The organism is Shewanella schlegeliana (assembly GCF_016765635.1).
Lineage (GTDB): Bacteria > Pseudomonadota > Gammaproteobacteria > Enterobacterales > Shewanellaceae > Shewanella > Shewanella schlegeliana.
In genome coordinates this window covers 1-25,142 of sequence record NZ_JAESVD010000015.1, presented here as the reverse complement: position 1 = coordinate 25,142, position 25,142 = coordinate 1, and the positions used below count along the sequence as shown (strand labels likewise).

At 45.8% G+C, this 25,142-nt stretch carries 24 protein-coding genes and 1 rRNA gene; 14 read left to right on the top strand and 11 right to left on the bottom strand.

The window, feature by feature from the left end; translation table 11 throughout:
• Positions 1–36: 36 nt before the first annotated feature.
• Together fadA and fadB are read right to left on the bottom strand one after the other, a co-directional pair.
• On the bottom strand, positions 37–1,200 hold the full coding sequence (fadA, locus tag JMA39_RS19760) for an acetyl-CoA C-acyltransferase FadA (protein WP_202723618.1): 1,164 nt from the start codon (positions 1,198–1,200) through the stop codon (positions 37–39).
• 18 nt (positions 1,201–1,218) lie between these two features.
• Complete coding sequence (gene fadB / locus JMA39_RS19755) at positions 1,219–3,372, bottom strand: fatty acid oxidation complex subunit alpha FadB (protein ID WP_202723617.1); 2,154 nt, start codon at positions 3,370–3,372, stop codon at positions 1,219–1,221.
• A 364-nt stretch (positions 3,373–3,736) separates the two neighbouring features.
• Between fadB and pepQ the strand changes: the two genes are divergently transcribed.
• From pepQ to hemG (JMA39_RS19735), 4 genes are all read left to right on the top strand, one after another.
• Positions 3,737–5,059, top strand: coding sequence for a Xaa-Pro dipeptidase (gene pepQ / locus JMA39_RS19750; protein WP_202723616.1), 1,323 nt, complete (start codon positions 3,737–3,739; stop codon positions 5,057–5,059).
• Positions 5,060–5,077: 18 nt separating this feature from the next.
• A complete protein-coding gene (locus tag JMA39_RS19745) occupies positions 5,078–5,692 on the top strand; it encodes a YigZ family protein (RefSeq protein WP_202723615.1) in 615 nt (204 codons plus the stop codon).
• A gap of 163 nt (positions 5,693–5,855) precedes the next feature.
• Positions 5,856–7,313 carry a TrkH family potassium uptake protein gene (locus JMA39_RS19740; RefSeq protein ID WP_202723614.1) on the top strand — a complete coding sequence of 486 codons (1,458 nt, stop codon included), beginning with the start codon at positions 5,856–5,858 and terminating at the stop codon, positions 7,311–7,313.
• A gap of 127 nt (positions 7,314–7,440) precedes the next feature.
• On the top strand, positions 7,441–7,968 hold the full coding sequence (gene hemG / locus JMA39_RS19735; RefSeq protein ID WP_202723613.1) for a menaquinone-dependent protoporphyrinogen IX dehydrogenase: 528 nt from the start codon (positions 7,441–7,443) through the stop codon (positions 7,966–7,968).
• A 72-nt stretch (positions 7,969–8,040) separates the two neighbouring features.
• Here the strand turns inward: hemG (JMA39_RS19735) and JMA39_RS19730 are convergent, their stop codons facing one another.
• Positions 8,041–8,349, bottom strand: a complete 309-nt coding sequence (locus JMA39_RS19730) for an ArsR/SmtB family transcription factor (protein WP_202723612.1) — start codon at positions 8,347–8,349, stop codon at positions 8,041–8,043.
• Positions 8,350–8,548: 199 nt separating this feature from the next.
• On the opposite strand from JMA39_RS19730, the gene hemG (JMA39_RS19725) reads away from it, so the two are divergent.
• Positions 8,549–9,088, top strand: coding sequence for a menaquinone-dependent protoporphyrinogen IX dehydrogenase (gene hemG / locus JMA39_RS19725; RefSeq protein ID WP_202723611.1), 540 nt, complete (start codon positions 8,549–8,551; stop codon positions 9,086–9,088).
• Between the two features lie 58 nt (positions 9,089–9,146).
• On the opposite strand, the gene JMA39_RS19720 is transcribed toward hemG (JMA39_RS19725), so the two are convergent.
• From JMA39_RS19720 to def, 5 genes are read right to left on the bottom strand one after another with little or no spacing between them, the layout of a single operon-like run.
• The gene (locus JMA39_RS19720; protein ID WP_202723610.1) at positions 9,147–10,589 is read right to left on the bottom strand and encodes a TrkH family potassium uptake protein; all 1,443 of its coding nucleotides are present in this window, start codon (positions 10,587–10,589) and stop codon (positions 9,147–9,149) included.
• 20 nt (positions 10,590–10,609) lie between these two features.
• Entirely contained in the window at positions 10,610–12,019 is a 1,410-nt protein-coding gene (gene trkA / locus JMA39_RS19715) for a Trk system potassium transporter TrkA (protein ID WP_202723609.1), read from the bottom strand.
• Positions 12,020–12,026: 7 nt separating this feature from the next.
• Positions 12,027–13,307, bottom strand: a complete 1,281-nt coding sequence (gene rsmB, locus JMA39_RS19710; protein ID WP_202723608.1) for a 16S rRNA (cytosine(967)-C(5))-methyltransferase RsmB — start codon at positions 13,305–13,307, stop codon at positions 12,027–12,029.
• A 6-nt stretch (positions 13,308–13,313) separates the two neighbouring features.
• Positions 13,314–14,279, bottom strand: a complete 966-nt coding sequence (fmt, locus tag JMA39_RS19705) for a methionyl-tRNA formyltransferase (RefSeq protein ID WP_202723607.1) — start codon at positions 14,277–14,279, stop codon at positions 13,314–13,316.
• Between the two features lie 4 nt (positions 14,280–14,283).
• Positions 14,284–14,796 carry a peptide deformylase gene (def, locus tag JMA39_RS19700; RefSeq protein ID WP_202723606.1) on the bottom strand — a complete coding sequence of 171 codons (513 nt, stop codon included), beginning with the start codon at positions 14,794–14,796 and terminating at the stop codon, positions 14,284–14,286.
• Between the two features lie 137 nt (positions 14,797–14,933).
• On the opposite strand from def, the gene JMA39_RS19695 reads away from it, so the two are divergent.
• The 3 genes from JMA39_RS19695 to JMA39_RS19685 all read left to right on the top strand — a co-directional run bounded on the left by JMA39_RS19695 (position 14,934) and on the right by JMA39_RS19685 (position 17,685).
• Complete coding sequence (locus JMA39_RS19695) at positions 14,934–16,034, top strand: LysM peptidoglycan-binding domain-containing protein (protein WP_202723605.1); 1,101 nt, start codon at positions 14,934–14,936, stop codon at positions 16,032–16,034.
• Positions 16,035–16,189: 155 nt separating this feature from the next.
• Positions 16,190–17,209: a DNA-processing protein DprA gene (gene dprA / locus JMA39_RS19690; RefSeq protein ID WP_202723604.1), complete on the top strand. Its 1,020-nt coding sequence runs from the start codon at positions 16,190–16,192 to the stop codon at positions 17,207–17,209.
• Positions 17,210–17,211: 2 nt separating this feature from the next.
• Positions 17,212–17,685 carry a DUF494 family protein gene (locus JMA39_RS19685; RefSeq protein WP_202723603.1) on the top strand — a complete coding sequence of 158 codons (474 nt, stop codon included), beginning with the start codon at positions 17,212–17,214 and terminating at the stop codon, positions 17,683–17,685.
• A gap of 301 nt (positions 17,686–17,986) precedes the next feature.
• On the opposite strand, the gene JMA39_RS19680 is transcribed toward JMA39_RS19685, so the two are convergent.
• Positions 17,987–19,759, bottom strand: a complete 1,773-nt coding sequence (locus JMA39_RS19680) for a collagenase (protein WP_202723602.1) — start codon at positions 19,757–19,759, stop codon at positions 17,987–17,989.
• Positions 19,760–19,895: 136 nt separating this feature from the next.
• Between JMA39_RS19680 and JMA39_RS19675 the strand changes: the two genes are divergently transcribed.
• From JMA39_RS19675 to hemF, 3 genes are all read left to right on the top strand, one after another.
• Positions 19,896–20,459: a DNA topoisomerase family protein gene (locus tag JMA39_RS19675; RefSeq protein ID WP_202723601.1), complete on the top strand. Its 564-nt coding sequence runs from the start codon at positions 19,896–19,898 to the stop codon at positions 20,457–20,459.
• Positions 20,460–20,547: 88 nt separating this feature from the next.
• Positions 20,548–21,111, top strand: coding sequence for an L-threonylcarbamoyladenylate synthase (locus tag JMA39_RS19670; protein ID WP_202723600.1), 564 nt, complete (start codon positions 20,548–20,550; stop codon positions 21,109–21,111).
• 23 nt (positions 21,112–21,134) lie between these two features.
• Positions 21,135–22,049 (top strand): oxygen-dependent coproporphyrinogen oxidase, encoded by a 915-nt coding sequence (gene hemF, locus JMA39_RS19665; protein ID WP_202723599.1) that lies wholly within the window; start codon positions 21,135–21,137, stop codon positions 22,047–22,049.
• Positions 22,050–22,103: 54 nt separating this feature from the next.
• On the opposite strand, the gene JMA39_RS19660 is transcribed toward hemF, so the two are convergent.
• Positions 22,104–22,538, bottom strand: a complete 435-nt coding sequence (locus JMA39_RS19660) for a group II truncated hemoglobin (protein WP_202723598.1) — start codon at positions 22,536–22,538, stop codon at positions 22,104–22,106.
• 179 nt (positions 22,539–22,717) lie between these two features.
• Between JMA39_RS19660 and aroE the strand changes: the two genes are divergently transcribed.
• Both aroE and JMA39_RS19650 read left to right on the top strand, forming a co-directional pair.
• The gene (gene aroE / locus JMA39_RS19655) at positions 22,718–23,533 is read left to right on the top strand and encodes a shikimate dehydrogenase (RefSeq protein WP_202723597.1); all 816 of its coding nucleotides are present in this window, start codon (positions 22,718–22,720) and stop codon (positions 23,531–23,533) included.
• A 23-nt stretch (positions 23,534–23,556) separates the two neighbouring features.
• Entirely contained in the window at positions 23,557–23,835 is a 279-nt protein-coding gene (locus JMA39_RS19650) for a DUF1488 family protein (RefSeq protein WP_202723596.1), read from the top strand.
• A 59-nt stretch (positions 23,836–23,894) separates the two neighbouring features.
• On the opposite strand, the gene JMA39_RS19645 is transcribed toward JMA39_RS19650, so the two are convergent.
• Positions 23,895–24,452 carry a gamma carbonic anhydrase family protein gene (locus JMA39_RS19645; protein ID WP_202723595.1) on the bottom strand — a complete coding sequence of 186 codons (558 nt, stop codon included), beginning with the start codon at positions 24,450–24,452 and terminating at the stop codon, positions 23,895–23,897.
• A gap of 574 nt (positions 24,453–25,026) precedes the next feature.
• On the opposite strand from JMA39_RS19645, the gene JMA39_RS19640 reads away from it, so the two are divergent.
• Positions 25,027–25,142 (top strand): 16S ribosomal RNA (locus JMA39_RS19640); the annotation flags it as partial.

The following is a 25,142-nucleotide window of genomic DNA, read 5'->3' as shown; positions in this document are numbered from 1 at the left end:
AGCTTACGCTGGCTTTCATTACTCGTAAATCGAGACTTATGGGCGTTCGAAGATGGTCGCGATTCCTTGGCCTAGGCCGATACACATGGTCGCAAGACCATACTTAGCATCTTTAGCTTCCATCAGGTTGATCAGCGTTGTTGAAATACGAGTGCCTGAGCAACCGAGTGGGTGACCCAGTGCAATCGCACCACCATTAAGGTTAACCTTCTCATCGACTACATCCATTAAACCTAGGTCTTTTACACAGGGTAAAGACTGGGCGGCAAAGGCTTCGTTAAGCTCGATTACATCTAAGTCATCAACGGTTAGGCCTGCACGCTTCAGGGCTTTTTGAGTCGCGGGAACTGGACCGTACCCCATAATGGCGGCATCGCAGCCGGCTATCGCCATAGAGCGAATACGAGCACGAATCGGAAGACCTAACTCTTTGGCCTTTTCCTCTTCCATCACTAGCATGGCAGATGCACCATCCGATAATGCAGAGGAGGTGCCTGCGGTAACGGTACCGTTTGCTGGGTCAAAAGCTGGGCGTAGACCCGATAGTGACTCCATAGAGGTTTCTGGGCGAATCACTTCATCGTGCTCGACTTTAATTAATGCGCCATCGGCATCATGACCTTCAATCGCTACGATTTCGTTAGCGAAGCGACCTTCAACGGTTGCTGCATGAGCGCGCTGATGTGAGCGTACGGCAAAGGCATCTTGTTGCTCACGGGTAATGCCATGCATCTTGCCTAGCATCTCAGCCGTTAGTCCCATCATGCCTGAGGCTTTAGCGACGTTGTTGGCAAGGCCTGGGTGAAAGTCGACGCCATGGTTCATTGGCACATGGCCCATATGCTCAACGCCACCAACGATAAAGGTATCGCCTTGACCTGTCATAATGGCACGTGCGGCTTGATGTAGCGCATCCATGGATGAGCCACACAAACGGTTAACAGTAACTGCACCAACTTGCTTTGGAATACCTGCAAGTAGGGCGGCATTACGAGCAATATTAAATCCTTGCTCTAATGTTTGCTGCACACAACCCCACATCACATCTTCGATGGTGTTTGGGTCAAGCTTAGGGTTACGCTCAAGCAGTGACTTCATTAGTTCTGCAGAAAGGGTTTCTGCACGTACATTTCTAAATACACCAGCCTTTGAGCGGCCCATTGGAGTACGAATGCAATCTACGATAACGGCATTTTTCATTGTTCTAATCCTTCCTGCTTAAGCCTGCTGGTAGTAGCTGCCATTGTTGGCGGCAAGTTCACGCATAGTATCGGTTACTTGGTATAGACCACCTAGGTGTGCGTATTTGTCGGCGAGTGCGACAAAGTTAGCGACCCCCATAGTATCTAGGTAGCGGAACACACCGCCTCTAAACGGTGGGAAACCAAGGCCATAAACTAAGCCCATATCCGCTTCAGCAGGCGAAGCGATAATACCTTCTTCAAGACAACGAACCGTCTCGATAATCATTGGGATCATAGTGCGAGCGATGATCTCATCAGCCTCAAATGTCTTTTGCTCACCAAACTCTGCCTGTAGTAACTCATAGCTAGCTGGATCTAAATCTTTCTTTGGTTTACCGCGGCGGTCTACCGAGTATTGATAGAAGCCTTTACTATTTTTCTGACCGAAACGCTCGGCTTCAAACATGATATCAATAGCATCTTTACCTGACTTACCCATGCGGTCAGGGAAGCCTTCAGCCATAACTGCCTGAGCATGATGACCCGTGTCTAGACCGACCACATCAAGTAGGTAAGCTGGGCCCATTGGCCAGCCAAACAGCTTTTCCATCACTTTGTCGATAGCGGCGAAATCAGCACCATCGGCAAGCAGACCGCTAAAGCCAGCAAAGTAGGGGAAGAGTACACGGTTAACAAAGAAACCTGGGCAGTCATTAACTACGATAGGCGTCTTGCCCATCTTGCTGGCGTAAGCCACAACAGAAGCAATGGTTTCATCTGAGCTGTGCTCACCGCGAATGACTTCTACCAATGGCATCTTGTGTACCGGATTGAAGAAGTGCATACCGCAGAAACGCTCAGGCTTTTTAAGGCTCTTGGCTAGCTGGTTAATTGAGATAGTCGAAGTGTTTGAGGTGATGATGGCATCTTCGCTAACGTGCTCTTCAACCTCAGCAAGTACCATAGATTTAACTTTTGGATGCTCAACAACAGCCTCTACTACTACATCTGCATCTTTTACTGGCGCGTAGTCGAGTGCGGGAGTGATGTTGTTGAGTACCGCAGCCATCTTGGCAGGTGTCGAACGGCCGCGCTTAACTTGGGCTGTTAGTAGCTTAGCGGCTTCACCTAGACCTAAATCCAGTGCTGGTTGAGCTATGTCCTTCATCACTATCGGTGTACCTTTGCTAGCACTTTGGTAAGCGATACCGCCACCCATAATACCTGCGCCTAGTACGGCTGCCGAGTCTACTTTCTTAGCCTGCTTTGAGGCTTTCTTTGCTTTACCTTTCACAAGCTGATCATTAAGGAAGATGCCAATCAGTGCTTGTGCGACTTCGGTTTTAGCTAGTTTTACAAAAGCTTGGTATTCAACCTGTAATGCACCTGTGCGATCACATTGCGCAGCTTGCTCAATAACACTAATGACAGCCATAGGAGCAGGGTAATGTTTACCTGCAACCTTAAATACCATGCCTTTAGCTGTTGCAAAAGACATCATGGCTTCAAGCTTTGGTAGTGTCAGTGGTGCTTGCTTCTTGGCGCGTCGAGACTGCCAATCTAACTTTTCTGCTAGGGCATCTTTTAGCATTTTGAGCGCAACAGATTTTAACTGTTCAGGAGCGACAACCGCATCGATTACACCGACCTTCAGCGCGGCGTCCGGGCGTTGATCTTTACCTGTAGTGATCCACTCTAGTGCGTTGTCGGCACCTATCAATCGGGGTAAACGTACTGTGCCACCAAAGCCAGGAATAATACCTAGCTTAGTTTCTGGTAGGCCTATACGGGCTGTTGTGTCTGCTATACGGAAGTCTGTAGCAAGAATCGTTTCGCAACCGCCACCGAGTGCAAAGCCGTTAATGGCTGAAAGCGTTGGGAAAGGAAGATCTTCAAGTTTATTGAAAACATCGTTGGCTTGTTCAATCCAAGAATGTAATACCGCATCGTCTTCAGCGAAGAGTCCTAAAAACTCTGTGATATCAGCGCCAACGATAAAAGCATCTTTTGCTGAGCTAAGCATCAATGCTTTGATACTTGAATCTTGTTTGATGCTGTCGAGTGCAGCATTTAACGAGTCGATGGTTTCTCTGTCTAATTTGTTAACCGAACCTTGCGCCTTAAAGCACAGGTGAGCGATGTTATCTTCGAGTAACTCAACCTCAATTGTAGGGCTTTGGTAGATCATTGCTTGCTTCCTTATAGCTTAAGTTCACGCTTCAGATCATTAGTGATTTTATTATCTGAATATGACTTTCTTTGTCACGGCAGCCTAGGCCATCATTTGACCAGTTACTGTTCAGTGTGCGACTAATCACAAAAAAATACAACACCCAATTTAAACGGTCGTTTGGTTTTTGTCGTTTGTGAAATTCTAATACCTAGAAATCAGCAGGTTATCTTTAATGTTGCTTGTGGTTTATTTTGAGTTTGTCGTCGAGAATATAGGCAAAAACGGCAATGATATGTTTGAAGAAAAAATTTATTTGGTGATGTGATAGACTGAGGCGATGTCGAAAATTTGGCTAAATAATAACAATAGGGTAACTCTCATGGAACAGTTAGCGCGCCTCTATCATGACCATCTTCGAGTGCTAAATCAGCGTGTCAGCGAAATCATCTCTCGTGAAAACCTATCGGGGCTCATCATCCATTCTGGTCAGCCTCATAGACAGTTTTTAGACGATATGGATTACCCTTTTAAGGTGAACCCTCACTTTAAGGCGTGGTTACCCGTTACCGATAACCCTAACTCTTGGTTAGTAATTAACGGTAGAGACAAACCGCAGTTGATTTTTTATCGCCCAGTGGACTTTTGGCATAAGGTTGCCGATGAACCAAGTGATTTTTGGGCTGAGCATGTTGATATTAAATTTCTAACTAAGGCTGACAAGGTCGCCGAATATCTTCCTGACAACATCGATGAATGGGCCTATATCGGTGAGCACTTAGATGTAGCCGATGTGTTAGGTTTTTCGCGGCGAAATCCCGATTCTGTTTTGAGTTATCTTAATTATCACCGAGCAACAAAGACCGAGTATGAGTTGGCTTGCATGCGTAAAGCTAACGAAATTGCGGTGACCGGGCATCAGGCTGCAAAAGCCGCATTCTATAATGGTGCTAGCGAATTTGAGATCCTGCAGGTCTATTTATCGGCCATTTCTCAAGGCGAAAATCAGGTGCCCTATAGTAGTATCGTTGCGCTTAATGAAAACTCGGCCATCTTACATTACACCGCTCTTGAACATGCGAGTCCCGCACAACGTCGCTCATTCCTAATCGATGCGGGGGCTAACTATAATGGTTATGCCTCGGACATTACCCGTAGTTATGCCTTTGAGAAGAATATTTTCGATGATCTGATAACCGCAATGGATAATATGCAGCTACAGATCATAAGTATGATGAAGCCTGGTGTGAGCTATGCTGAATTACACATACAAACTCATTATAAGCTAGCGCAGATCTTGTTGGATTTTGATATTGTCCGCGGCGATGTGCAGGGGCTTGTCGAGCAGGGAATAACCCGCGCCTTCTTTCCCCATGGATTAGGGCATATGCTGGGGATTCAGGTGCATGATATGGGAGGTTTCCTTAGTGATGAAAATGGGACCCATGTTGCAGCGCCAGAGGCACATCCATTCTTACGTTGTACCCGAGAGCTCGATATTAACCAAGTGCTGACGATAGAGCCGGGCGTTTATATTATCGATTCTCTGTTGGCCGAGTTAAAACAAGAGCGGTGTCAATCACAGGTCAACTGGAATATGGTTGATAGCTTACGGCCATTTGGTGGGATCCGTATTGAGGATAATGTGATTGTTCATGGCGATCGTATTGAAAATATGACCCGTAATTTAGGTCTGAGCCGTTAACCTAGTGAGAGAAATGTTTTGAGTGAGAGTTATCTCATCCCAGCAACAGACTTGCTGTTTGAAGAGGAGATAAAGCATAGCCGCTTTATCTCTTTTCTGTTTCACTGCCAGTCGGTAGAAGAGTTGAAGTGTGTACTTACCAACCTTAAGGTTGAATATCCAGGAGCCAACCATTACTGTTATGCCTTCGTTGGGGGCTCACCTACCGATAGTATCAATATTGGCTCAAGCGATGATGGTGAACCCTCGGGAAGTGCGGGACGACCCATGTTAGCTGCTTTACAGGGGGCGAATATCGGTGAAATTGGTGTGATAGTTGTCCGCTACTTTGGTGGCACAAAGCTGGGTGTAGGTGGTTTGGTTAGGGCATATAGCTCAGGTATTAAGCAGGCGATTCCTCAACTCGAAACCCAATTAAAGCAGATCCGTTATCCGGGTAAGCTAGTGTGTGAATATCACCAGTTAAAAGATGTTGAGCATCTATTAGCTCAATTAGATGTGTTGATTGAAGATAAGCAGTTTACAGATCATATCGAAATCCACTTTGCCATTCCTAAGGCTTTTAAAAAGCAGTTGAACCTTGATTTGGCGACCATGAGTAAAGGTTTGCTTAAAGCAGAGTTTGAAGAATAAAAGTTAACTTAGCTCTAGGTTAGGTTTGTTAAAAGCGATTGATACCCGCTGGGCGTTTTTATTGATGAGTAGCAAGAATCTTCAGCCTTGCTATTCGGTTGTGAACATTAATTAATAAGTGTGCGAGAATGCGCTATAGCATAAGCGCTAGTGATGGGAACCAATGCAATATCGAACAATAATAAGAATTACAGGCCTGTTGATGGGATTGTTTTCTTTATCTTTACTTCCACCAGCCCTAGTCGCTGTTATCTATAAAGATGGCGGTGGCATGGCCTTTATTCAGGCGTTTGTATTGTGCCTGATCTTAGGTTTTGGACTCTGGTATCCTAATCGCGCACACCATAAGGACTTACGTACCCGAGAAGGCTTCCTGTTGGTGGTGCTCTTCTGGGTGGTACTCGGTTCCATCGGTGCTGTGCCATTTATCTTCTCTGGCCAACCTTCTTTGAGTTTAACCGACAGTTTTTTTGAATCCTTCTCTGCGCTAACAACGACAGGGGCAACGGTTATCGTTGGCCTCGATAGTCTGCCTAAGGCGATTCTATTCTATCGACATCTACTGCAATGGCTCGGTGGTATGGGGATCATCGTTCTCGCGGTAGCCATTCTTCCAGTGCTCGGTGTTGGGGGGATGCAGCTGTATCGAGCTGAGATGCCTGGGCCGGTAAAAGACAGTAAGATGACGCCGAGGATTGCCGAAACCGCCAAGGCGCTGTGGTATATCTATTTGGCGCTAACGGTCGCCTGCGCCGTTGCATATTGGCTTGCAGGGATGGATGTTTTCGACGCTATCTGTCACTCATTCTCCACTATTGCTATTGGTGGATTCTCTACCCACGATGCCAGTATGGGATACTTCAACAGCCCTACTATCAACATGATCTGTGTGGTGTTTCTGCTCATTGCCGCACTGAACTTTAGCCTTCACTTTGCAGCATTCTCTCGTCGTGGCATTAACTTGCGAGTCTATTTCCGTGATGCAGAATTTAAGGTGTTGATAGCCATTCAGTTGGTACTAACAGCTATCTGTTTTGTTACCCTTTATGGCTCAGGGATCTATGATTCAGCAGAAGAAACTTTTGATTACGCGTTGTTTCAGGCGGTATCTATCTCTACTACGGCGGGCTTTGGCACAGAAAGCTTCCATGCTTGGCCACTGTTCTTACCAATCCTATTAATCTTCTCCAGTTTTATTGGCGGTAGTGGAGGCTCTACTGCAGGCGGCATTAAAGTGATCCGAGTGATCTTGCTGTTACTGCAAGGATCGCGTGAACTGAAGCGCTTAGTCCATCCTCGTGGCATGTTCTCAATTCGGATCAGTGGTAACGCGCTGCCGGATAGAGTCATCGATGCCGTGTGGGGCTTCTTCTCTGCTTATGCCCTGGTCTTCGTTATCTGTATGCTTATTCTGATGGCGCTAGGAATGGATGCTATTACCGCCTTTAGTGCTACAGCGGCCTGTTTGAATAACCTTGGCCCGGGATTAGGTGAGGTGGCGAGTAACTATGCCAGTATTGGTGATGGTGAGAAATGGGTGCTGCTGTTTGCGATGTTATTCGGTCGTTTAGAGGTATTCACCTTGCTGATCTTGTTTACCCCTACTTTCTGGAAGAACTAAATCAGCGCAACAATATCAGGGCATGAAAGACGCGGTTAGTGTTAATGATTGCTCCGTATACTGAACATAAGATCGGCCTTTGGCCATAGTTTGAAATCAGTTTGAACCGAAAAATAGTGAGGGGTCAATGAGCAACACACTAATCATTTATTCAACAGTCGATGGCCAAACCAAAGCGATTTGTGAGCAGATAAAGAAGATTAATCAAGAGCAAGGAGCCAAGGTAACACTGGCTTCTCTCGATGAGGCTGAAGCCCTAGGTTTAGCTCAGTTCGATAAGATCCTCGTTGCTGCAAGTATCCGTTATGGTAAGCATAGACCGGCACTTTATCAGTTCATTAATCGTCATCACGCGGTGCTGGATGCCAAGAAAAATGCATTTTTTACTGTCAATGTAGTGGCTCGCAAACCTGAGAAAAACACGCCAGAAACCAATCCTTATATGAAGAAGTTTTTGGCACTGTCATTGTGGCAGCCACAGCAGTTAGCCGTATTTGCCGGTAAGATTGATTACCCTAAATATCGTCTGTTCGATAAGGTGATGATCCGCTTTATTATGTGGATGACCAAAGGCCCAACCGACACCTGTGGCACCTTTGAGTTTACCGATTGGAATAAAGTCGATGATTTTGCCCGTGCCTTTTCCGAACGCTAGACTTCAGCGAACAAAAAAGCCTGCTAATTAGCAGGCTTTTCTCTATTTTAACTTGGCTCTAAAGGTGATCTCTTAGGCGGCGCAATACTTGCGATGCAGAATAGAAATAACTTCGGTGACCTGCTCATTCTTTAATGTGTAGTAGACCACTTGTGAGCTCTTGCGGGTTGCAACTAGGTCTTCTGAGCGCAGCACTGCTAAATGTTGTGATAGTGCTGATTGGCTAAGGGGAACTGTTTTATTTAATTCGGTTACGCTTAACTCTTTATCCAGTAACAAGCACAGAATCATTAACCGATATGGATTCGCGATAGCCTTAAGCCATTTTGCTGCGCTCTCGGCATTGGTGACCATTGCACTGGCATCGATTTCTTTTTGCATACGGTTACTTACTCCATCGCCTTTAATTAGTTTATTCTAATTGAGATGTCCTGATAAAACAATATACTCATGGTTTCTCATTATCACAATTTTTGATGCCGATAATATGAGCTACACCTAATTTGTGATCCATTATCCTTTAAAAACTGCGATTTGCTGTAACAATGGATTTAATAGCAAATCCTCAATTGGAATACAGATGAAATCAGTTCTGGTACTTTATTATTCACGTGGCGGCCATACTGCCAGAATCAGCCGTGCTATCGCCGACCACTTAGCTAGTCAAGGTCACCAGTGTGACATGATGCATATTAGTGAGGCGAAAGCTGAAGGTGTCGATTGGGCTAAGTATGATGTTGTTGCGCTTGGCGCATGCGTGCTTTACGGCAGTTATCATAAGTCGGTGTTTGAGTTCGTTGCTGCACATCAAGTCGAATTAAGCGCGAAAGCCTCAAGCTTCTTTAGTGTCAATGTAGTTGCACGTAACCCAGAAAAGCGCGTGCCTGAAAACAATAAATATCTACAGAAGTTCATTGAGCTATCAGCGTGGAAGCCAAACGATGTGAAGGTGATTGCTGGTAAGGTCGATTACCCCGCTTGGCGCTGGTACGACAGAATGATGATCCAATTGATCATGAAAATCACCAATGGGCCAACCGATCCAAAATCTGTTATCGATTACACCGACTGGGATGATGTGAAGGTCTATGCAGACCACTTGGTAAGCTTAGCTAAATAAGTATACGAATTAAAAAGCCGCATTTGATGCGGCTTTTTTGTATTTTAAAGTTGGTGATTTAGTACTTCCAGAAACTAGGGTGAAACAACACCGCGACGGTTAAGATCTCTAAGCGTCCCAGTAGCATGCCTATTGCTAGTGCCCATTTAGCGACATCGGGTAGCGATGAAAAGTTACCTGCTGGGCCTATGGTGTTACCTAATCCGGGGCCGACATTGGTAACGGCGGTGATTGCCCCAGTGAAGCTAGTGACAGGATCGAGCCCTGTGAGTACCAACACGATTGATAGCAGCACTATCACCAATACAAACAGCAGAATAAAAGTGACCAGCGAACGGACAATATCGCCTCTAATAATGTGGTTGTTATAACGCTCTTTGAAAACACCGTTTGGGTGAAACTGCTGCTTAAGTTGCTCACGCATAATTACGCCAGCGATTTGAAAACGGAAGATTTTAATGCCGCCAGAAGTAGAGCCTGAGCAGCTACCGACAAACATTAAAAACAGAAAGGCAATATTGGCTAATGCACCCCATGCTGAGTAATCAGTCAGTCCGTACCCGGTAGTTGTGACCACAGAGACCACATTAAAGCTGGCCAAGCGTAGGGCGTCGAGTGGGTTTATTTCTCTGGTGCTCCATAGCCATAAGGCCAGTGAGCAAGAAACAAAAACCACAAACTTTAAGAAACCTTTGACTTGGGCATCGTCCCACACGCCGACAGATCTGTGTTGCACCATGTGGACGAACATCAGCAAGGGCAATCCACCGGCAAGCATAAAGATGGTGCCAACCCAATGAGCCTGATTAGAAAACGCAGCCATAGATTTGTCTGAGGTGGAGTAGCCGCCTGTCGATAGCGTTGTCATGGCATGGTTGATGGCTTGAAACCAGTTCATTCCACTGCTGTGATAAGCCAATACGCATAGGAAGGTGAGTAGGCAATAAACGATAAACAGGTTCTTTGCCATATGCTGGGTGCGTGGGGTGGTTTTATCACTCCAGTCAGAAGACTCGGTTCTAAACAGTCGCATACCACCGACGTTTAAGAAGGGCAGCACGGCTACGGCCATTACGATAAAGCCTATTCCCCCTAGCCACTGTAGCAGTGAGCGCCAGATCAGAATACTGTGATCCATGGTATCGAGCCCTGATAACACGGTAGAGCCAGTTGTGGTTATGCCGGACATGGTTTCGAAAAAGGCATCGGTATAGTTGATACCGTGATACAGAGTAAAGGGCATTGCTGCAAACAGGCTTACGATAAGCCATGTGAGACAGGTCAAAAGGAACATATCTCGAATGTTGAGATGGAGTTTACGGCTCTGGCCTTGGTGCATACAAAAGCTGGCTGCGCTGCCCGCAACCAGTGAGGAGATCATAAATGCACCGACTGTTTCTTCGCCATAATAGAGAGCGAAGGCTCCGGGAATTAACATAAACGCGGTGAGCGTCGACAGGAAAACTCCCAGAATAAACAATAAAGGACGATAGTTCAGCAATATTACGCTCCTGAACGTTTTTAAAAGAAAAAAGCACTCGGTTGGAACAGCTTCTCAACTTCACCAATGAATTTCTTGTTTACTAAGAAGAGAATGACATGGTCGCCCTGTTCAATAACGGTTTTATCGTGGGCCATTAATACTTCTTCATCGCGCACGATAGCGCCAATGGTTGTGCCGGGTGGTAATTTGATTTCGCTGATCTGCTTACCCACAACCTTTGAGGTGTTGGAGTCTCCGTGAGCAATCGCTTCGATAGCTTCAGCTGCGCCACGGCGCAGTGAGTAAACGTTACAAATGTCACCTTGACGAATATGCGTCAGTAGGGCTGAAATGGTGGCTTGTTGTGGTGAGATGGCAATATCGATATTAGCTTCTTGTACGATATCAACATAGGCTTCACGCTGAATCAGCACCATGACTTTTTTGGCTCCCATGCGCTTAGCGAGTAAAGCTGCCATGATGTTGGCTTCATCATCGTTGGTAACCGCAATAAACACATCGGTTTGATCGATATGTTCTTCGAGTAGTAGCTCTTGATCCGATGCATCACCACAAAATACCGTGGTGTTTTCAAGCTTTTCTGATAACTCTTCGGCGCGCTCTTGTTTACGCTCAATCAGCTTGACCGAATGGTTACGTTGTAACTGCTTAGCCAAACCTAAACCGATATTACCGCCACCTGCAATCATGATGTTGCGGTAAGAGTTATCCAGTTTTTGCATCTCACTCATTACCGCACGCACATGGCGACTGTCGGCGACGAAGAATACTTCGTCGTCGGCTTCGATAATGGTGGTGCCGCGGGGCATGATTGGGCGACCTTGTCTAAAGATAGCCGCAACCCGGGTATCAATATTAGGCATATGCTCGCGCAGTGCGGCTAATGCGTTACCCACGAGTGGGCCGCCATAGTAGGCTCGCACAGCAACGAGACTGAGTCTGCCTTCGGCAAACTCAAGTACTTGTAGTGCCCCTGGGTATTCAACTAAGCGGCCAATATAGGCCGTAACTAGCTGCTCTGGCGCAATTAGCTCATCGATAATGAAACCACCACGAGGGCGATTGTCTGCGTGTTTAGTTTCGCTATCGATAAACAGTTTGTCACGAAGACCTAAATACTGCTCAGAACGAATACGGGCAATTTTAGTCGGCGTGCCATAGAGTGAATAGGCAATCTGGCAGGCGGCCATATTACATTCGTCGCTATTGGTGACCGCGATCAGCATATCTGCGTCTTCGGCCCCCGCCTCCTTTAACACACTTGGGTGAGCACCGTGACCCACCACTACCCTTAAGTCGTACTTATCTTGCAAGGTACGCAGGCGGTTTTTGTCGTTATCGACAATAGTGATGTCATTGTTTTCGCCAACTAAGTTTTCGGCTAATGTGCCGCCAACTTGTCCTGCACCCAAAATGATAATTTTCATTGCCGTACTAATCCTTCACTAGGCGAGCGTAATAAAAGCCGTCCATGTTGTCTTGGCCGGGAACAATCTGCCAACCGATATCGTCTGGGTTAGCTTGCTCTTCGATAGGCACTAAGGTCGCATCGGGTGTTCTGGCTAAGAAGGCACTGACTTGATCTTTATTTTCCTGTGGCAAAATCGAACATGTGGCATATAAGAGTGTGCCACCAGGCTTTAGCCACTTCCAGCAATGATCGAAAATTTGCGACTGTAACTGCGCTAACTCTTCGATGTCGTTGTTCTTTCTCAGCCACTTAATATCTGGATGGCGGCGGATAACCCCCGTTGCTGAGCAGGGCGCATCTAGCAGAATACGGTCAAATTTCTCACCATGCCACCATGAATCAATATTGGCGGCATCACCATGTACTAACTCAGCTTTGAGTGACAATCTATCTAGGTTTTGTTGTACACGCTCTAGACGCTTGGCATCAAAATCTACCGCTACTAGCTTGATGTTTGGTGCCAGTTCCAATAGATGACAGCTTTTACCGCCGGGAGCGGCACAAGCATCGAGTACTAGCTCATCACCTTGTGGTGCCAGCAATGTGGCTGCCCACTGGGCTGCGCCATCTTGCACAGATGCTGCGCCCGTTTCAAAACCCGGTAGCTGCATCACATCTCGTGGACTGCTTAATAGGATTGAGTCGGGGCTATTACCTGCTTGAGCCTCGATCTCCATACCTGCAAGTGCTTGTAGGTAGGTCTCTCTTGTTTGAGATTGCTGGTTGTTACGCAGCCACATAGGCGGGCGTTCATGGCTTTGCTCAATAACTGCTTGCCAGTTTTCTGGGTAAGCCTCTTTTAAGCGCTTAATGATCCAAGCTGGGGTGTTATAGGCCAAGGTGTCGTTTTCGGTCGATAAAGGCTTCTCTTGGCGCTGAATGTTACGTAAGACACCGTTGACAACCTTCACTAGGCCTTCGAATTTTAGCTGGCGACAGGCTTCGGCGGTTTCAGATATTGCCGCATGGCTAGGAATGCGGGTGAAGTAAAGCTGGTAGCAGCCTACAAGCAATAGCTGGTGGACGATGCGTTGCTTCCCCTTCATCTGCTTACTCATGCAATCACTGACTTGCTTGTCGAGTTGTGGCAAATGGCGCATCACACCGTAGCAAAGCTCGGCAAGTAGCGCCTTATCTTTTCCACTGTCTAAATGCTTCTGCTGTTCAGGCAGAGCCACTGAAAGTGACACACCTTTTTCTAGCACTTGGAAAATGACCTTAGCGGCCAAAGCTCTTAAATTCATTAGCGATTAAGCCTCTAGGTTATCTGTACCAGCAAGTAGGGTTCCCGGAGTAAACCAGTCGCCTCTTGCATTTAGGATGTCGGCAACGCTTAAAGGCTTCTTACCTGGAAGTTGCATCTGGGTGATGGTTAACACACCTTCGCCAGTTGCGATGCTAATGCCATTTTTGTCAGCAGATAGAATCGTTCCAGGCTGCTTTGAACTGGTTTCATCACTGACATGACTTTGCCATACCTTGATGGTGTTGCCTTCGTGATCGTAGTGGCTCACTGGCCACGGATTAAAGGCACGGATTTCACGCCATAGGGCTGTTGCCGATTTAGACCAATCTAAGCGTGCTTCCTCTTTTGATAGCTTCTCTGCATAGTTGGCTAGGCTTTCATCTTGCTTCTCTGCAGGTAAACGATCTTCTGCTATGCCAGCAAGTGCTTCAACTAAAGCGGTTGGGCCTTGCTCTGCAAGCTTTTCATAAAGGGTTGCGGATGTGTCACTGTCTTCAATTTTAAGCTGTGTTTTTAACAGCATATCGCCAGTATCTAGGCCGATATCCATCTGCATGATGGTGACGCCTGTTTCGCTGTCGCCAGCCCATAGCGCGCGTTGAATCGGCGCCGCACCACGCCAGCGTGGCAAGATTGAACCGTGCACATTGATGCAACCTAGGCGTGGAGTGTCGAGCACCACTTTTGGCAAGATAAGCCCGTAAGCCACAACAACCATAATGTCGGCGTTTAGCGAAGCAAGCTCGGCTTGCGCGTCTTCGTCACGTAGCGACTTTGGCTGAAAAACTGCGATGTCATTTTCAAGGGCTAACGCTTTGACTGGGCTTGCTTGTAATTTCTTACCACGGCCAGCGGGTCTATCTGGTTGGGTATATACTGCAATTACGTTGTGCTCTGAGTCGATTAGCGCTTGAAGATGGCGTGCAGCAAAGTCAGGTGTTCCTGCAAAAATGACATTTAATGGTTTCAAAGATTTATCCTTGTTTAGCTTCGAGGCGAGCCGCTTTTTCCAGCTTCTGTTTGATACGCTGGCGCTTGAGTGGTGACAAGTAGTCAACAAACAGCTTGCCTGCTAGATGATCTAATTCATGCTGTAAGCAGATAGCAAACAACCCATCGGCTTCCAAGGTAAACTCTTTGCCGTCACGATCGAGTGCCTTAATGGTAACAAATTCGGCACGGTCGACTTTGGCGTAAATACCTGGCACAGACAGGCAACCCTCTTCGTTCGAAAATTCACCACTTTTGGCTGTGATCTCTAGATTGATGAACACTTTTGGGCGTTCAACTTCATCTTGAAGGTCCATCACAATAAGTTGATGGTGATAATCGACCTGTGTTGCCGCAAGACCAATTCCCTTTTCTTCGTACATAGTTTCGAACATATTGTCGATCTGTGTTTGAAGTGCAGGGTTAAACTCTGTTATCGGCTTGGCAACAGTGCGTAATCTCTCATCTGGAAACTGTAAAACTTTTAATAAACTCATACCTAAACTCTTAACAAGTCTGTCAAATCTGAGTCAGTTGGTTATACTGACTTTGGCTAATGGCTCAATTTTAGTCGTTAGCGGCATTCAATAACAGCAAAAGCTCTACTTATTACTCTAATAAAAGAGCAAATAGCATGGATACCCAGATGAAACGGTTAATATTACTTGCTTCACTCATAATTGGTTGCACCTCCGTATTTGCCGATACGCTAACCTTGAAGTCGGGGCATCCCGATTCTTATGTGGTTAAGAAAGGCGATACCCTTTGGGATATTTCGGCGTCTTTCCTGAATGATCCTTGGCGCTGGCCTAAGCTTTGGGGGGCAAACCCACAAGTGGCTAATCCGCACCTTATTTATCCTGGTGACAGGCTCACTTTGGTCTTTATTGATGGTGAGCCTCGTCTGGTGGTTAAGCCCCATATTCGAAAGAGTCCTGAGGGACGTATTTCACCGAAAGATGGTGCTATCCCTGCAATCGATCTCTCCTTAATTCGTCCTTATCTATTACAAAATCGTGTGGTCGATGAACAGTGGTATGAGTCTCAGCCGAAAGTGATGGGAGGAGAAAGTCCCTCTCAGTTCCATGTGATTTCTGACATTATCTATGTCCAAGGTGAGCTTACTGTCGGTGATAAATTAGGTGTTTATACCGATGGCCGCACTTTTCAGAATAGCGATGGTGAAAATTTAGGTTTAGAGGTGATCTTGTCTGCCAGTGGTCGAGTGGTGGAGTCAGGATCTATCTCTAAAGTAGAGCTGCTCAGTAGCTTGCAGGAGACATCGGCAGGCTATCGGGTATTACCCATCGAAGATGACTCACTAATGTCAGCCTATTTTATGCCTAAGGCTGCAGAAATCGACGTACCAACGACAGTACTCGCCTCGGGTAAAGATATTCGTGAGATGGGTAAACGTGATGTGGTCTATTTAGACAGGGGAGCGACCGATGGGCTTGAGCCTGGGCATGTGTTTTCTATCTTTAAAGATGGCAAGGTCGTTGTTATAGACGGTGATGGTATACCTGTACAGCCTCACGAACGAAATCGTTATGAGAAGATGCTAGCTAATATCTCTTCCGACAGCGCTGTTAAGATGCCCGATCTTTATCGTGGCAAATTGATGGTATTTAAAGTGTTCGATAAAACCAGTATGGGGATTATCTTAGTCAATGAGCGGCCAGTACGAGTCGCCGACAAGCTGGCGATTCCCGATTCGCTGATCCGCAGTGAGTAGGCTAGAGTTAGTTATAGTGTTTCTTTCGATGCAACCTTAATGGTTGCATCGCACTTTTAAAGGGACGAACTATTAACGATACACTGGTCGATTGGCTAGTTGTTTCTGCAGTATCTGGGCTAGGACCGGCTCGGGTTAAACAACTGATAAATTACATGGATGTAGCCGAATTAAGGCAAAGATTGACGCATGAGCCACAAGCACTGCCTTTACCAGAGTCGTTACTACAATCTCACTTATCTCCAGATCATGCTTTAGTTGATGCGGCTTTGGGGTGGCAGCAAGCCGAAGACAATCATCACCTTATCTGTTTTGATGACCTCCATTATCCACCACTGTTGAAACAGATTAACGATCCGCCACCATTGCTTTTTTTAAAAGGTAACCGAGATGCCTTGCTGTTTCCCAGTCTTGCCATTGTCGGTAGTCGGCGGGCAACGCCTGGCGGCTTAAGAGTGACTTATCAATTAGCGACAGAGCTGGCGATAAATAGTATTGGCATAACCAGTGGGATGGCCTTAGGTATCGATGGTTCAGCCCATCAAGCAGCTATCGATATTGATAAGCCTAGTGTTGCCGTTCTGGGGACTGGAGTCGATGTTATCTACCCCAAGAGGCATCGTCACATTTATAATGATATTCAAAAAGATGGCTGTATTGTTAGTGAGTTTTGGCCCAACGTTAAACCATATTCTGGTAATTTTCCGAAACGAAATCGCATCATTAGCGGTCTAACTATAGGAACCTTGGTGGTTGAAGCAACCCTGAAAAGTGGCTCATTGATCACGGCTAGGTTGGCTAATGAACAAGGGAGAGAGGTATTTGCAGTTCCGGGAAGTGTGCTTAGTGAGCAGAGTGAGGGTTGTCATCAATTGTTGCGTGATGGCGCTAAGTTAGTCGAGTCTGTTAGTGATATTTTGGAAGAAGTTACCGCTTTATCGCATTTTCACCTTGAAGAACTTAAGGCTCGTCACCATATAGGGGGGGAGAACGCTTCTGATTTGCCATTTTCCTCGCTGTTAGCTAGTGTAGGCTATGAGGCTACAACAATAGATGATGTAGTCGAGCATAGTGGAAAAACCATAGAGCTAGTATTAGAGCAATTGCTTGAACTCGAGCTGCAGGGTTGGATTTCTGCAGTCCCTGGTGGTTACATAAGACTAAAGAGGAGCTAGCCATGTTTGATATCCTCATGTATTTATTTGAAAACTATGTTCATAGTGAAGTTGAACTATTGGTAGATGAAGACGAACTCACAAAAGAACTTACTCGCGCCGGATTTCACCAGAGCGAAATCATTAAAGCACTTTCTTGGTTGGAGCGTTTAGCTGAACTTCAAGAAGCAGGCACGCCTTATCTTTGTAACCATGATCAGCACTCATTCCGTATTTATACCGATGCCGAAATGGAAAAGATTGACGTCGAGAGTCGTGGTTTCTTACTATTTTTAGAGCAGATTAAAGTGCTTAGCGTTGAGACCCGTGAAATGGTGATCGACCGAGTTATGGAAATCGATGAGCCTACCCTGAATCTTGATGATCTGAAGTGGGTTATCTTAATGGTGCTATTTAATGCACCGGGTCATGAGTCTGCCTACGAGCAGATGGAAGATCTTATCTTTGAACAGCCCGACGGGCGCCTGCACTCGTAGTCTATAAAGAACCTAAAACAAAGGAGGCCTAAGCCTCCTTTTTTGTGTCTGGAACATTTATGCCTATTTGCCATGGATGGACACAAATAGGCGTTGTACATGGATGTACTTATCCCTGAACGCAAGGATTGCGTAAGAAGGGATTTGTGTCAGGCGATAAATGTTCCATCGGTAACTGCGTCCTGCGTTACTCTGACCTCCTGAATCCATTCAGTCGTACATTTATTCGCACTTCCTCTATCTCTAGAGGTCAGAACACTTATGCCAATTTGCCATGGATGGATACAAATTGGCTTTATGCCTAGAATTTCAGATGGTTTTCACCATGGGCTAAGTGCTGTGGCTGCAGGTAATCTCGGTAGTCGTAACGACCTTGCTTGCGCAGTCTTGGCTTCGCTTCCTCTTCGCTATCATTAAAGGCGTTAACCTGAGTGTTTAACCAGTCGGCGAATTGCGGTTGATGTGTGGTTAACGACGCCATCAGTTGCTCATAACCCTCAAAGTAGTCGGTTTTTAGGTATTTGCTTAGTTGTACAAAATCAGCATGATGATTTTCGACTAGGAAACGAATAGCCATATAGCTCCACTTATAGGTTCTGTCTTGGCCATCTTTATATTCAGTGGCAAAGATCTCCTCCAGTGTTGGCGCCTCTTCAATATCACGCTTGATAACTCTAAGGGCTGAAGGGTTATCATTGCCTTTAGAAACATACTCGGCTAAGCCTTCTGACCACCACACCATTTTAGATGGGAAGTGTCCAAAACCAGCATATTTTACAAAGTGACCATCGAGGTAGTGCACATATTCATGGTTGAGATTCCAGACTCTAAACTCGGGTTCAATCCACCATTGGCGGTAGGCAAAGAAGGTTGCCTGATTACCGGGTTTAGAAGGGGTGCCTTCGATGTACATGCCACCGTTATCTGTGTTGATATCAAAGATCAGCTGGCCATTGAGGTGGTATTGGCTCCAGTTCTTAAAGGCGACAACCCTAAGCGCGGTATTAAAGTCATTAGGTGTGGGTTTTAGCTCGGTCTCTAGTACGCTATGGAAGTCAGATTCTTGAGATGTCAGCTTAGTACAGCTCTCGGCTAACTCTTGCTCATTCAGATCTTGAGTAAGAATGAACAAACTATCGGAGCAGTGATGCTCAATGGGGAGAGCCGTTTTAAGCTCTGGAATACGACATATTTCGCTATTCTCTTCACACAGCTCCTGGCCACCAAATACGTTTACGTGAAAACCAGCGGTATAAGCATCTTTTGCTATATCACCACGTTGCGCGACATCGGCTTTTGCGATTGCAGCAACTGCGGCATCTACGGCAAGTTCTTGCTCGGTCTCTTCACCATCTTCTGATGATGGGAGGGCTAGGCGGTAGAGAGCAAGTGCCCAGTATGCATTGGTGCGCGGCCAGTCACTTTCGGCGCGAATACTTGCTGGGCTGGCTGCAAACTCCAATAGCGGTGTATTTAGATCGGCTGCTAGTAATATCTTGTTTAGCTCGCCATCAACATCTTTACGGCTTTTATTAAGTAAGAAACCATAGGCTTTGAGTGTTTCTAGTAAGCCGTAGTCGTTAGTTTTATTTGGTGTCGATGTTGCTAGTTGCTGTAGCTGGGTTTCTAGCTGAGGAAGTAGTGGTTCCAGGGCCGATGCGGCATCATTATTAGCGAAGTAGCGATATATCGTTACCGCATATTGTTCTTGCAGGCGGGCGTGATTGTTGAGTATGCCAGAGTCACTTAACTCCTCAAGTGCTAACGCTAAAGCAGAGATATCTGCAGCCTTAAGATCATCTACGGGGCCGTAATAGCTAAAGGCGCGGAAGAAGTAGAGTAGCTGATTAGCCGTATCGACATTTTGAGTTGTACTCAGAGCTGAGCTGGCTTGTAAAAAGGTATCTCGTGTTAAGAGTGAGCTTTGGGCGTTAAACAGAGCAGTTTCTGAGGCTGCAGCGATTTGGCTAATGGCTTGTGGGTTGGCAGCTTGCTGCTCGACACTGGCACAACCTGAGAGAGAAGTGAGCAGACCCGCTATAATAGTCATAGCGAACTTTGAGGATGTATTCATTTTTATTCCTTTATTTTTATCCCTTTTATTTATTGAATACAATATATCATTGCTTTTTACGAAATTCTAACACTGGAATATAAAACTTAATCGATTCCTTGGTAGAATAGCGGCATAGAGATGAATTGAGACGATCATGACCAAAATAGATCAGCAACTGTTTACTACGCATGAGCACGCTCTTGAGAAAGAGTTTGAGCTTTGCCCAAAATGTGGCTGCGAGTTGTCGGTAAAGCACAGTAAGCACGGTGGTTTTATTGGGTGTAATAACTATCCAAGTTGTGATTACACAAGACCGTTGGTGCAGCACGAGTCGATTGAGACGCAAGTCATTGAGGGTTCTGTTTGCCCTGATTGCGGCAATGAGCTAGCGGTTAAGTCTGGGCGTTTTGGTATTTTTATTGGCTGCACTAATTATCCTGAGTGTAGTCACATCGAAAAGCACGATCAGGCTGATAGCAAAGATGAGATCCCTTGCCCTAAATGCAAAAAGGGACATATTGAGCATAGAACCAGTCGATTTGGTAAGTCGTTTTATGCTTGCAGTGCTTACCCAAAATGTAAGTTCTTAGTTAACTATCCACCTAGAGCTGAAACTTGTCCTGATTGCGGCTTTGGGATCTTAGTCGAACGTAAGGGCGCAGCAGGAATGCGTTTAGAGTGCCCTGAAAAGGCATGCAAATATAAACGGCCTGTTTAAGTATTCATATTGTCTTTCGCTAATATTACTTTTGAGTAATCATAGTGACATTACACTGCGCGGATTAAATAAGGTTAAGAGATAAAAAATGTTAGAAGTATTGCCGGCGGACGTAGCCGCACTGGTCGAGAAAGGTGGAGTGATAGCCTACCCAACTGAAGCGGTTTATGGCTTAGGTTGCGATCCTGATAACGATGACGCCATCAATCAGTTACTGCTGATAAAACAGCGACCTTGGCAGAAAGGGCTGATCTTAGTTGCGGGCGACTATCGACAGTTGCAACCTTATATCGATGAGTCTCAATTAACTGCAGAGCAATTAGCTTTTGCTCAGAGTAAATGGCCGGGTCCGTTTACTTTTATTATGCCAATTAAACCTGGGCTATCTAAGTTACTCTGTGGCACCTTTGACTCTATAGCGGTACGCGTTACTGATCATGGCGGGGTAAAGGCATTATGTGACGCAATTAATAAGCCGGTTGTTTCTACCAGTGCAAACCTATCGGGTCAGGAGCCAGCACTTACGCCAGCAACCATTAAAGAGCAGTTTGAAGGAATGATTGCCGCACTAGTTGTTGGAGAGTTAGGAAGCCAAACTGCGCCATCCACGATTATCGATGCCAAGAGTGGCAATATTATTAGACAAGGTTAATCCGCCTCTATAAAAGGAATATTATGAGCACACCAGATTCAACAGTAGTAAAAGCTTTCTTGCTCGATCTTCAAAATCGAATTTGTAATGGACTCGAAGCATTGGATGGCACTGCACAATTTGCAGAAGACTCCTGGAAGCGTGAAGAGGGCGGTGGTGGACAGAGCCGCGTACTGACTGGTGGTGCTGTATTTGAACAAGCTGGCGTTAACTTCTCACATGTTATGGGCGCCTCTATGCCTGCCTCTGCAACGGCACATCGCCCAGAGCTTGCTGGTCGCAGTTTTGAGGCGATGGGCGTTTCTTTAGTTATTCATCCCAATAACCCACATATTCCAACCACACATGCCAACGTACGTTTTTTTATTGCCCATAAAGAGGGGGTTGATCCCGTTTGGTGGTTTGGTGGTGGTTTTGACTTAACTCCTTACTATCCCTATTTAGAAGATGTGGTTGAGTGGCATCAGAGTGCTAAGTCTTTATGTGAACCCTTTGGCGATGAGATTTATCCTAAATATAAAAAGTGGTGTGACGAATACTTCTTCCTTCCCCATCGTAGTGAAACCCGTGGTGTAGGCGGACTCTTCTTTGATGATCTGAACCAGCAAGGTTTTGATGACAGTTTCGCCTTTATGCAAGCTGTGGGTAATGGGTTCTTAACGGCGTACGCCCCAATCGTTGAGCGTCGTAAAGATACTGAGTATGGTGAGCATGAACGCCAGTTCCAGTTATACCGCCGCGGGAGATATGTTGAATTTAACTTGGTTTATGACCGTGGCACCCTGTTTGGTCTACAGACTGGTGGTCGTACAGAGTCTATTCTCATGTCGATGCCACCACTGGTACGTTGGCAATATGCCTACACACCAGAAGAGGGTAGCCCAGAGGCACAGCTTTATAGTGATTACCTAAGGCCAAGAGATTGGTTAAACCTTTAACGGGCTTTATCACCAGCATCGCTATAGCAGCGAAACCAATCATGTTCTTAAACGTTATTGGTTTCGCATATGGTCCGCAAGCGTCGCAATAGCACTATATATAGCCTGTTGATGCTGCGGATCTTTCACTTCTATCTCTATCGCCGTTTTCATACAGAGCAACCATTGGTCACGCATATCTTCATCGACCTTAAATGGCATATGCCTAGCTCGTAATGCTGGGTGACCATGTTTCTGCAGATATAGTTGTGGCCCACCAAGCCAACCGCTTAGAAATTCAAATAGCTTTTGTTCCGACTCCTTGATTGGGGCTCTATGAATTGACAATAACTCTTGGGTCGCCTGATTAGTTTGCATCTGCAGATAAAACTGATGGGCTATCGCACGGATCACTTCCTCTCCACCGATGCGATCATAAGCGTTAGATTGGCGTGAGTCTCTATCTTGACTCGATTGTTTATTACCTAAAATTTGTTTTAACCAGTTCATACAGCTCTAGTTCCATTGCTCTAATATGTGGAGCAGTCTAGCAGGCGACTGGCCATATTTATCAAGCTAATTAAATGAGTCACATTAGAAATGAGAGTTGAAAATAACTCGTCTGGAAGTGATTGCGAGTTAGCGGAAGCAGGTTACACTAGTATTTTTGCACGGCTAGAGAAGTAAACATGACTGAACGATATGCAGTATTTGGCAATCCTATTGGCCACAGTAAGTCCCCAAAAATTCATACGATGTTTGCCAAGGAAACGTCTCAGTCATTAACCTATGAAGCCATTCTTGCACCTGTCGGTGGTTTTGAGCCCAGCTTTAGCGCATTCGTCGCGGCTAATGGTTTAGGAGCCAATGTAACAGTGCCTTTTAAAGAGCAAGCGTTTGCACTCTGTGATGAGCTTAGCGAGCAAGCACAACTCGCTGGAGCTGTGAATACGCTGTCTGTATTGGCCGACGGTAGGATCCGCGGTGATAATACCGATGGTCTAGGGTTAGTTGCCGATCTAGAAAGGAACCTAGGGAGTCTTACAGGGTTAAATGTTCTATTGGTGGGAGCGGGTGGTGCGGCAAGAGGTTGTATTCTGCCGCTACTAAATGCGGGAGTTAAAAAACTGACGATAGTAAACAGAACTCAATCGAAGGCTGAGGCTCTGGCCGAGCTATTTGCCAGTTATGGCACGGTTATCGCTTTACCAATAGCGCATGCAGGCCAAAGCTACGACCTCATTATTAATTCAACTTCTTCCAGTTTAAGTGGTGAGGTGCCAAATATAAGTGGTGATGCCATTACGTCTGAGACAGTCTGCTACGATATGATGTATGGCAAAGAAGCAACGGCTTTTAATGAATGGGCGAAGACGCAAGGGGCGAGTCAGACAATAGATGGTTTAGGCATGCTGGTGGGGCAAGCAGCCGAAAGCTTCCAAATCTGGCGTAAGATAAAGCCAAGTGTGCAGCCTGTTTTAGTTCAGCTTCGAGCCGAGCTTTAAATTGAGATAAGTTTGAGATAGAAATGAACCAAAGTATTTTATTTCCTGATCTACAAGATTGGGACACGCAAACACAGAGCGTTGTTTTTCCTGTTCAGGTACAAGGCGCTAATATTGAATGTCGTATTAGCCTAAATAAGCTCGTTTCACTTGCTGCTGCCCCGATGGCTGGAGATGATGGCGATAAAGCAGCAAAAGCGCTAGCGCTATTTGAAGAGTATCGTTTTGATATCGAGGAAGAGGTGGAAGAACTCATCGAACAAGAGACGTTCGATGAGTTGGGAAGGGTTGTTCTTTTATAAGGCTCTATCTACGAGATATCGCATAAGACAATAGAAACGATATTAAAGATAAGTTTTCACTATTGGCTCTCTAGTAAGTACTCGTTCTTTAGTCTGACATAGTTGTCAGCAGACTGGGGTAGGAAGGCAAGCTCCGCTTCGGTTAATGGCCGAGCCTGTTTCGCGGGGCTACCCACATACAGATAACCACTCTTTAGCACCTTACCTGGGGGAACTAAGGAACCTGCGCCTAAAATCACATCGTCTTCTAGAATGGCACCATCTAAAATGATGGCACCCATACCGACTAAAATACGGTTGCCGACTTTGCAGCCATGTAGCATAGCTTTGTGACCAACTGTCACATCATCACCAATGATCAAAGGGTGACCTTCGGGTAATGATGGAGATTTACGAGTTACATGTAGAACCGTACCGTCTTGGATATTTGAGCGCTTACCTATATAGATACGGTTTACATCACCTCGAGCGGCAACTAACGGCCAAATACTCGAATCATCATCTAAAGTAATATCGCCGACAAGAACGCAGTCCTGATCAACATAAACATCATTCTTAAGCTCAGGAACTATCCCTTTATATGAGCGCAGTGACTTATTGTTTCTCGAGTTAGTCATCTAAAAGTCCTTAAATGGCAGTTTTTTGCATTATAAAGCCTAAAAAGTGGCTAGTCAGGGGGTTTTATAAGCAAACAGTAATAAAACTAGAGTTTTATTCATTTTTGCCCTTGTGCTTTAATCTCACATCCCTATAATGCGCATCCACTGACACGGCACAGCAGGCCAACTACCTAGGTAGAAAGGGACTTGCAGCGGTGTTAGAGATTCGAAAATCGAAAGAGATTTGAATCTGGTGACAAGCGGTTTAAGGACCTTCGGTGACGACTTCTGATTAAGAAATCAACGCTTGAAAAACTTCTTAAAATAAGCGCTTGACGCCAACAACGGGAAGTGTAGAATACGCCTCCTCAGCCAAACGACCTAAGCGTCTAAGGCGAAGTCTGAAAGACGACTTCACGCTCTTTAACAATATGACAAGCAAATCTGTGTGGACACTCACAGAGATTAAGTTATTCGAAACTGTCTTCTAACGAAGCAGTCAAAAATTTACTTAATGAATGAGTGTTCATAGCAATATGTAATACAGAATTCGTTGAGCCGCTGACCCTTTCGAGGTGAAGCAAAAAAACTTTAATTGAAGAGTTTGATCATGGCTCAGATTGAACGCTGGCGGCAGGCCTAACACATGCAAGTCGAGCGGTAACACAAGGGAGCTTGCTCCTGAGGTGACGAGCGGCGGACGGGTGA

What these genes read in the sequence shown, in the direction of transcription:
- dprA (WP_202723604.1), top strand. Translation starts at nt 16,190, where the DNA reads ATGGATGTAGCCGAATTAAGGCAAAGATTGACGCATGAGCCACAAGCA.
- JMA39_RS19650 (WP_202723596.1), top strand. Translation starts at nt 23,557, where the DNA reads ATGAACCAAAGTATTTTATTTCCTGATCTACAAGATTGGGACACGCAA.
- hemG (WP_202723613.1), top strand. Translation starts at nt 7,441, where the DNA reads ATGAGCAACACACTAATCATTTATTCAACAGTCGATGGCCAAACCAAA.
- JMA39_RS19680 (WP_202723602.1), bottom strand. Translation starts at nt 19,759, where the DNA reads ATGAATACATCCTCAAAGTTCGCTATGACTATTATAGCGGGTCTGCTC.
- rsmB (WP_202723608.1), bottom strand. Translation starts at nt 13,307, where the DNA reads ATGAATTTAAGAGCTTTGGCCGCTAAGGTCATTTTCCAAGTGCTAGAA.
- aroE (WP_202723597.1), top strand. Translation starts at nt 22,718, where the DNA reads ATGACTGAACGATATGCAGTATTTGGCAATCCTATTGGCCACAGTAAG.
- pepQ (WP_202723616.1), top strand. Translation starts at nt 3,737, where the DNA reads ATGGAACAGTTAGCGCGCCTCTATCATGACCATCTTCGAGTGCTAAAT.
- JMA39_RS19670 (WP_202723600.1), top strand. Translation starts at nt 20,548, where the DNA reads ATGTTAGAAGTATTGCCGGCGGACGTAGCCGCACTGGTCGAGAAAGGT.
- hemG (WP_202723611.1), top strand. Translation starts at nt 8,549, where the DNA reads ATGAAATCAGTTCTGGTACTTTATTATTCACGTGGCGGCCATACTGCC.
- JMA39_RS19675 (WP_202723601.1), top strand. Translation starts at nt 19,896, where the DNA reads ATGACCAAAATAGATCAGCAACTGTTTACTACGCATGAGCACGCTCTT.
- def (WP_202723606.1), bottom strand. Translation starts at nt 14,796, where the DNA reads ATGAGTTTATTAAAAGTTTTACAGTTTCCAGATGAGAGATTACGCACT.
- JMA39_RS19740 (WP_202723614.1), top strand. Translation starts at nt 5,856, where the DNA reads ATGCAATATCGAACAATAATAAGAATTACAGGCCTGTTGATGGGATTG.
- hemF (WP_202723599.1), top strand. Translation starts at nt 21,135, where the DNA reads ATGAGCACACCAGATTCAACAGTAGTAAAAGCTTTCTTGCTCGATCTT.
- JMA39_RS19685 (WP_202723603.1), top strand. Translation starts at nt 17,212, where the DNA reads ATGTTTGATATCCTCATGTATTTATTTGAAAACTATGTTCATAGTGAA.
- JMA39_RS19660 (WP_202723598.1), bottom strand. Translation starts at nt 22,538, where the DNA reads ATGAACTGGTTAAAACAAATTTTAGGTAATAAACAATCGAGTCAAGAT.
- JMA39_RS19695 (WP_202723605.1), top strand. Translation starts at nt 14,934, where the DNA reads ATGGATACCCAGATGAAACGGTTAATATTACTTGCTTCACTCATAATT.
- JMA39_RS19730 (WP_202723612.1), bottom strand. Translation starts at nt 8,349, where the DNA reads ATGCAAAAAGAAATCGATGCCAGTGCAATGGTCACCAATGCCGAGAGC.
- fadB (WP_202723617.1), bottom strand. Translation starts at nt 3,372, where the DNA reads ATGATCTACCAAAGCCCTACAATTGAGGTTGAGTTACTCGAAGATAAC.
- trkA (WP_202723609.1), bottom strand. Translation starts at nt 12,019, where the DNA reads ATGAAAATTATCATTTTGGGTGCAGGACAAGTTGGCGGCACATTAGCC.
- JMA39_RS19645 (WP_202723595.1), bottom strand. Translation starts at nt 24,452, where the DNA reads ATGACTAACTCGAGAAACAATAAGTCACTGCGCTCATATAAAGGGATA.
- fadA (WP_202723618.1), bottom strand. Translation starts at nt 1,200, where the DNA reads ATGAAAAATGCCGTTATCGTAGATTGCATTCGTACTCCAATGGGCCGC.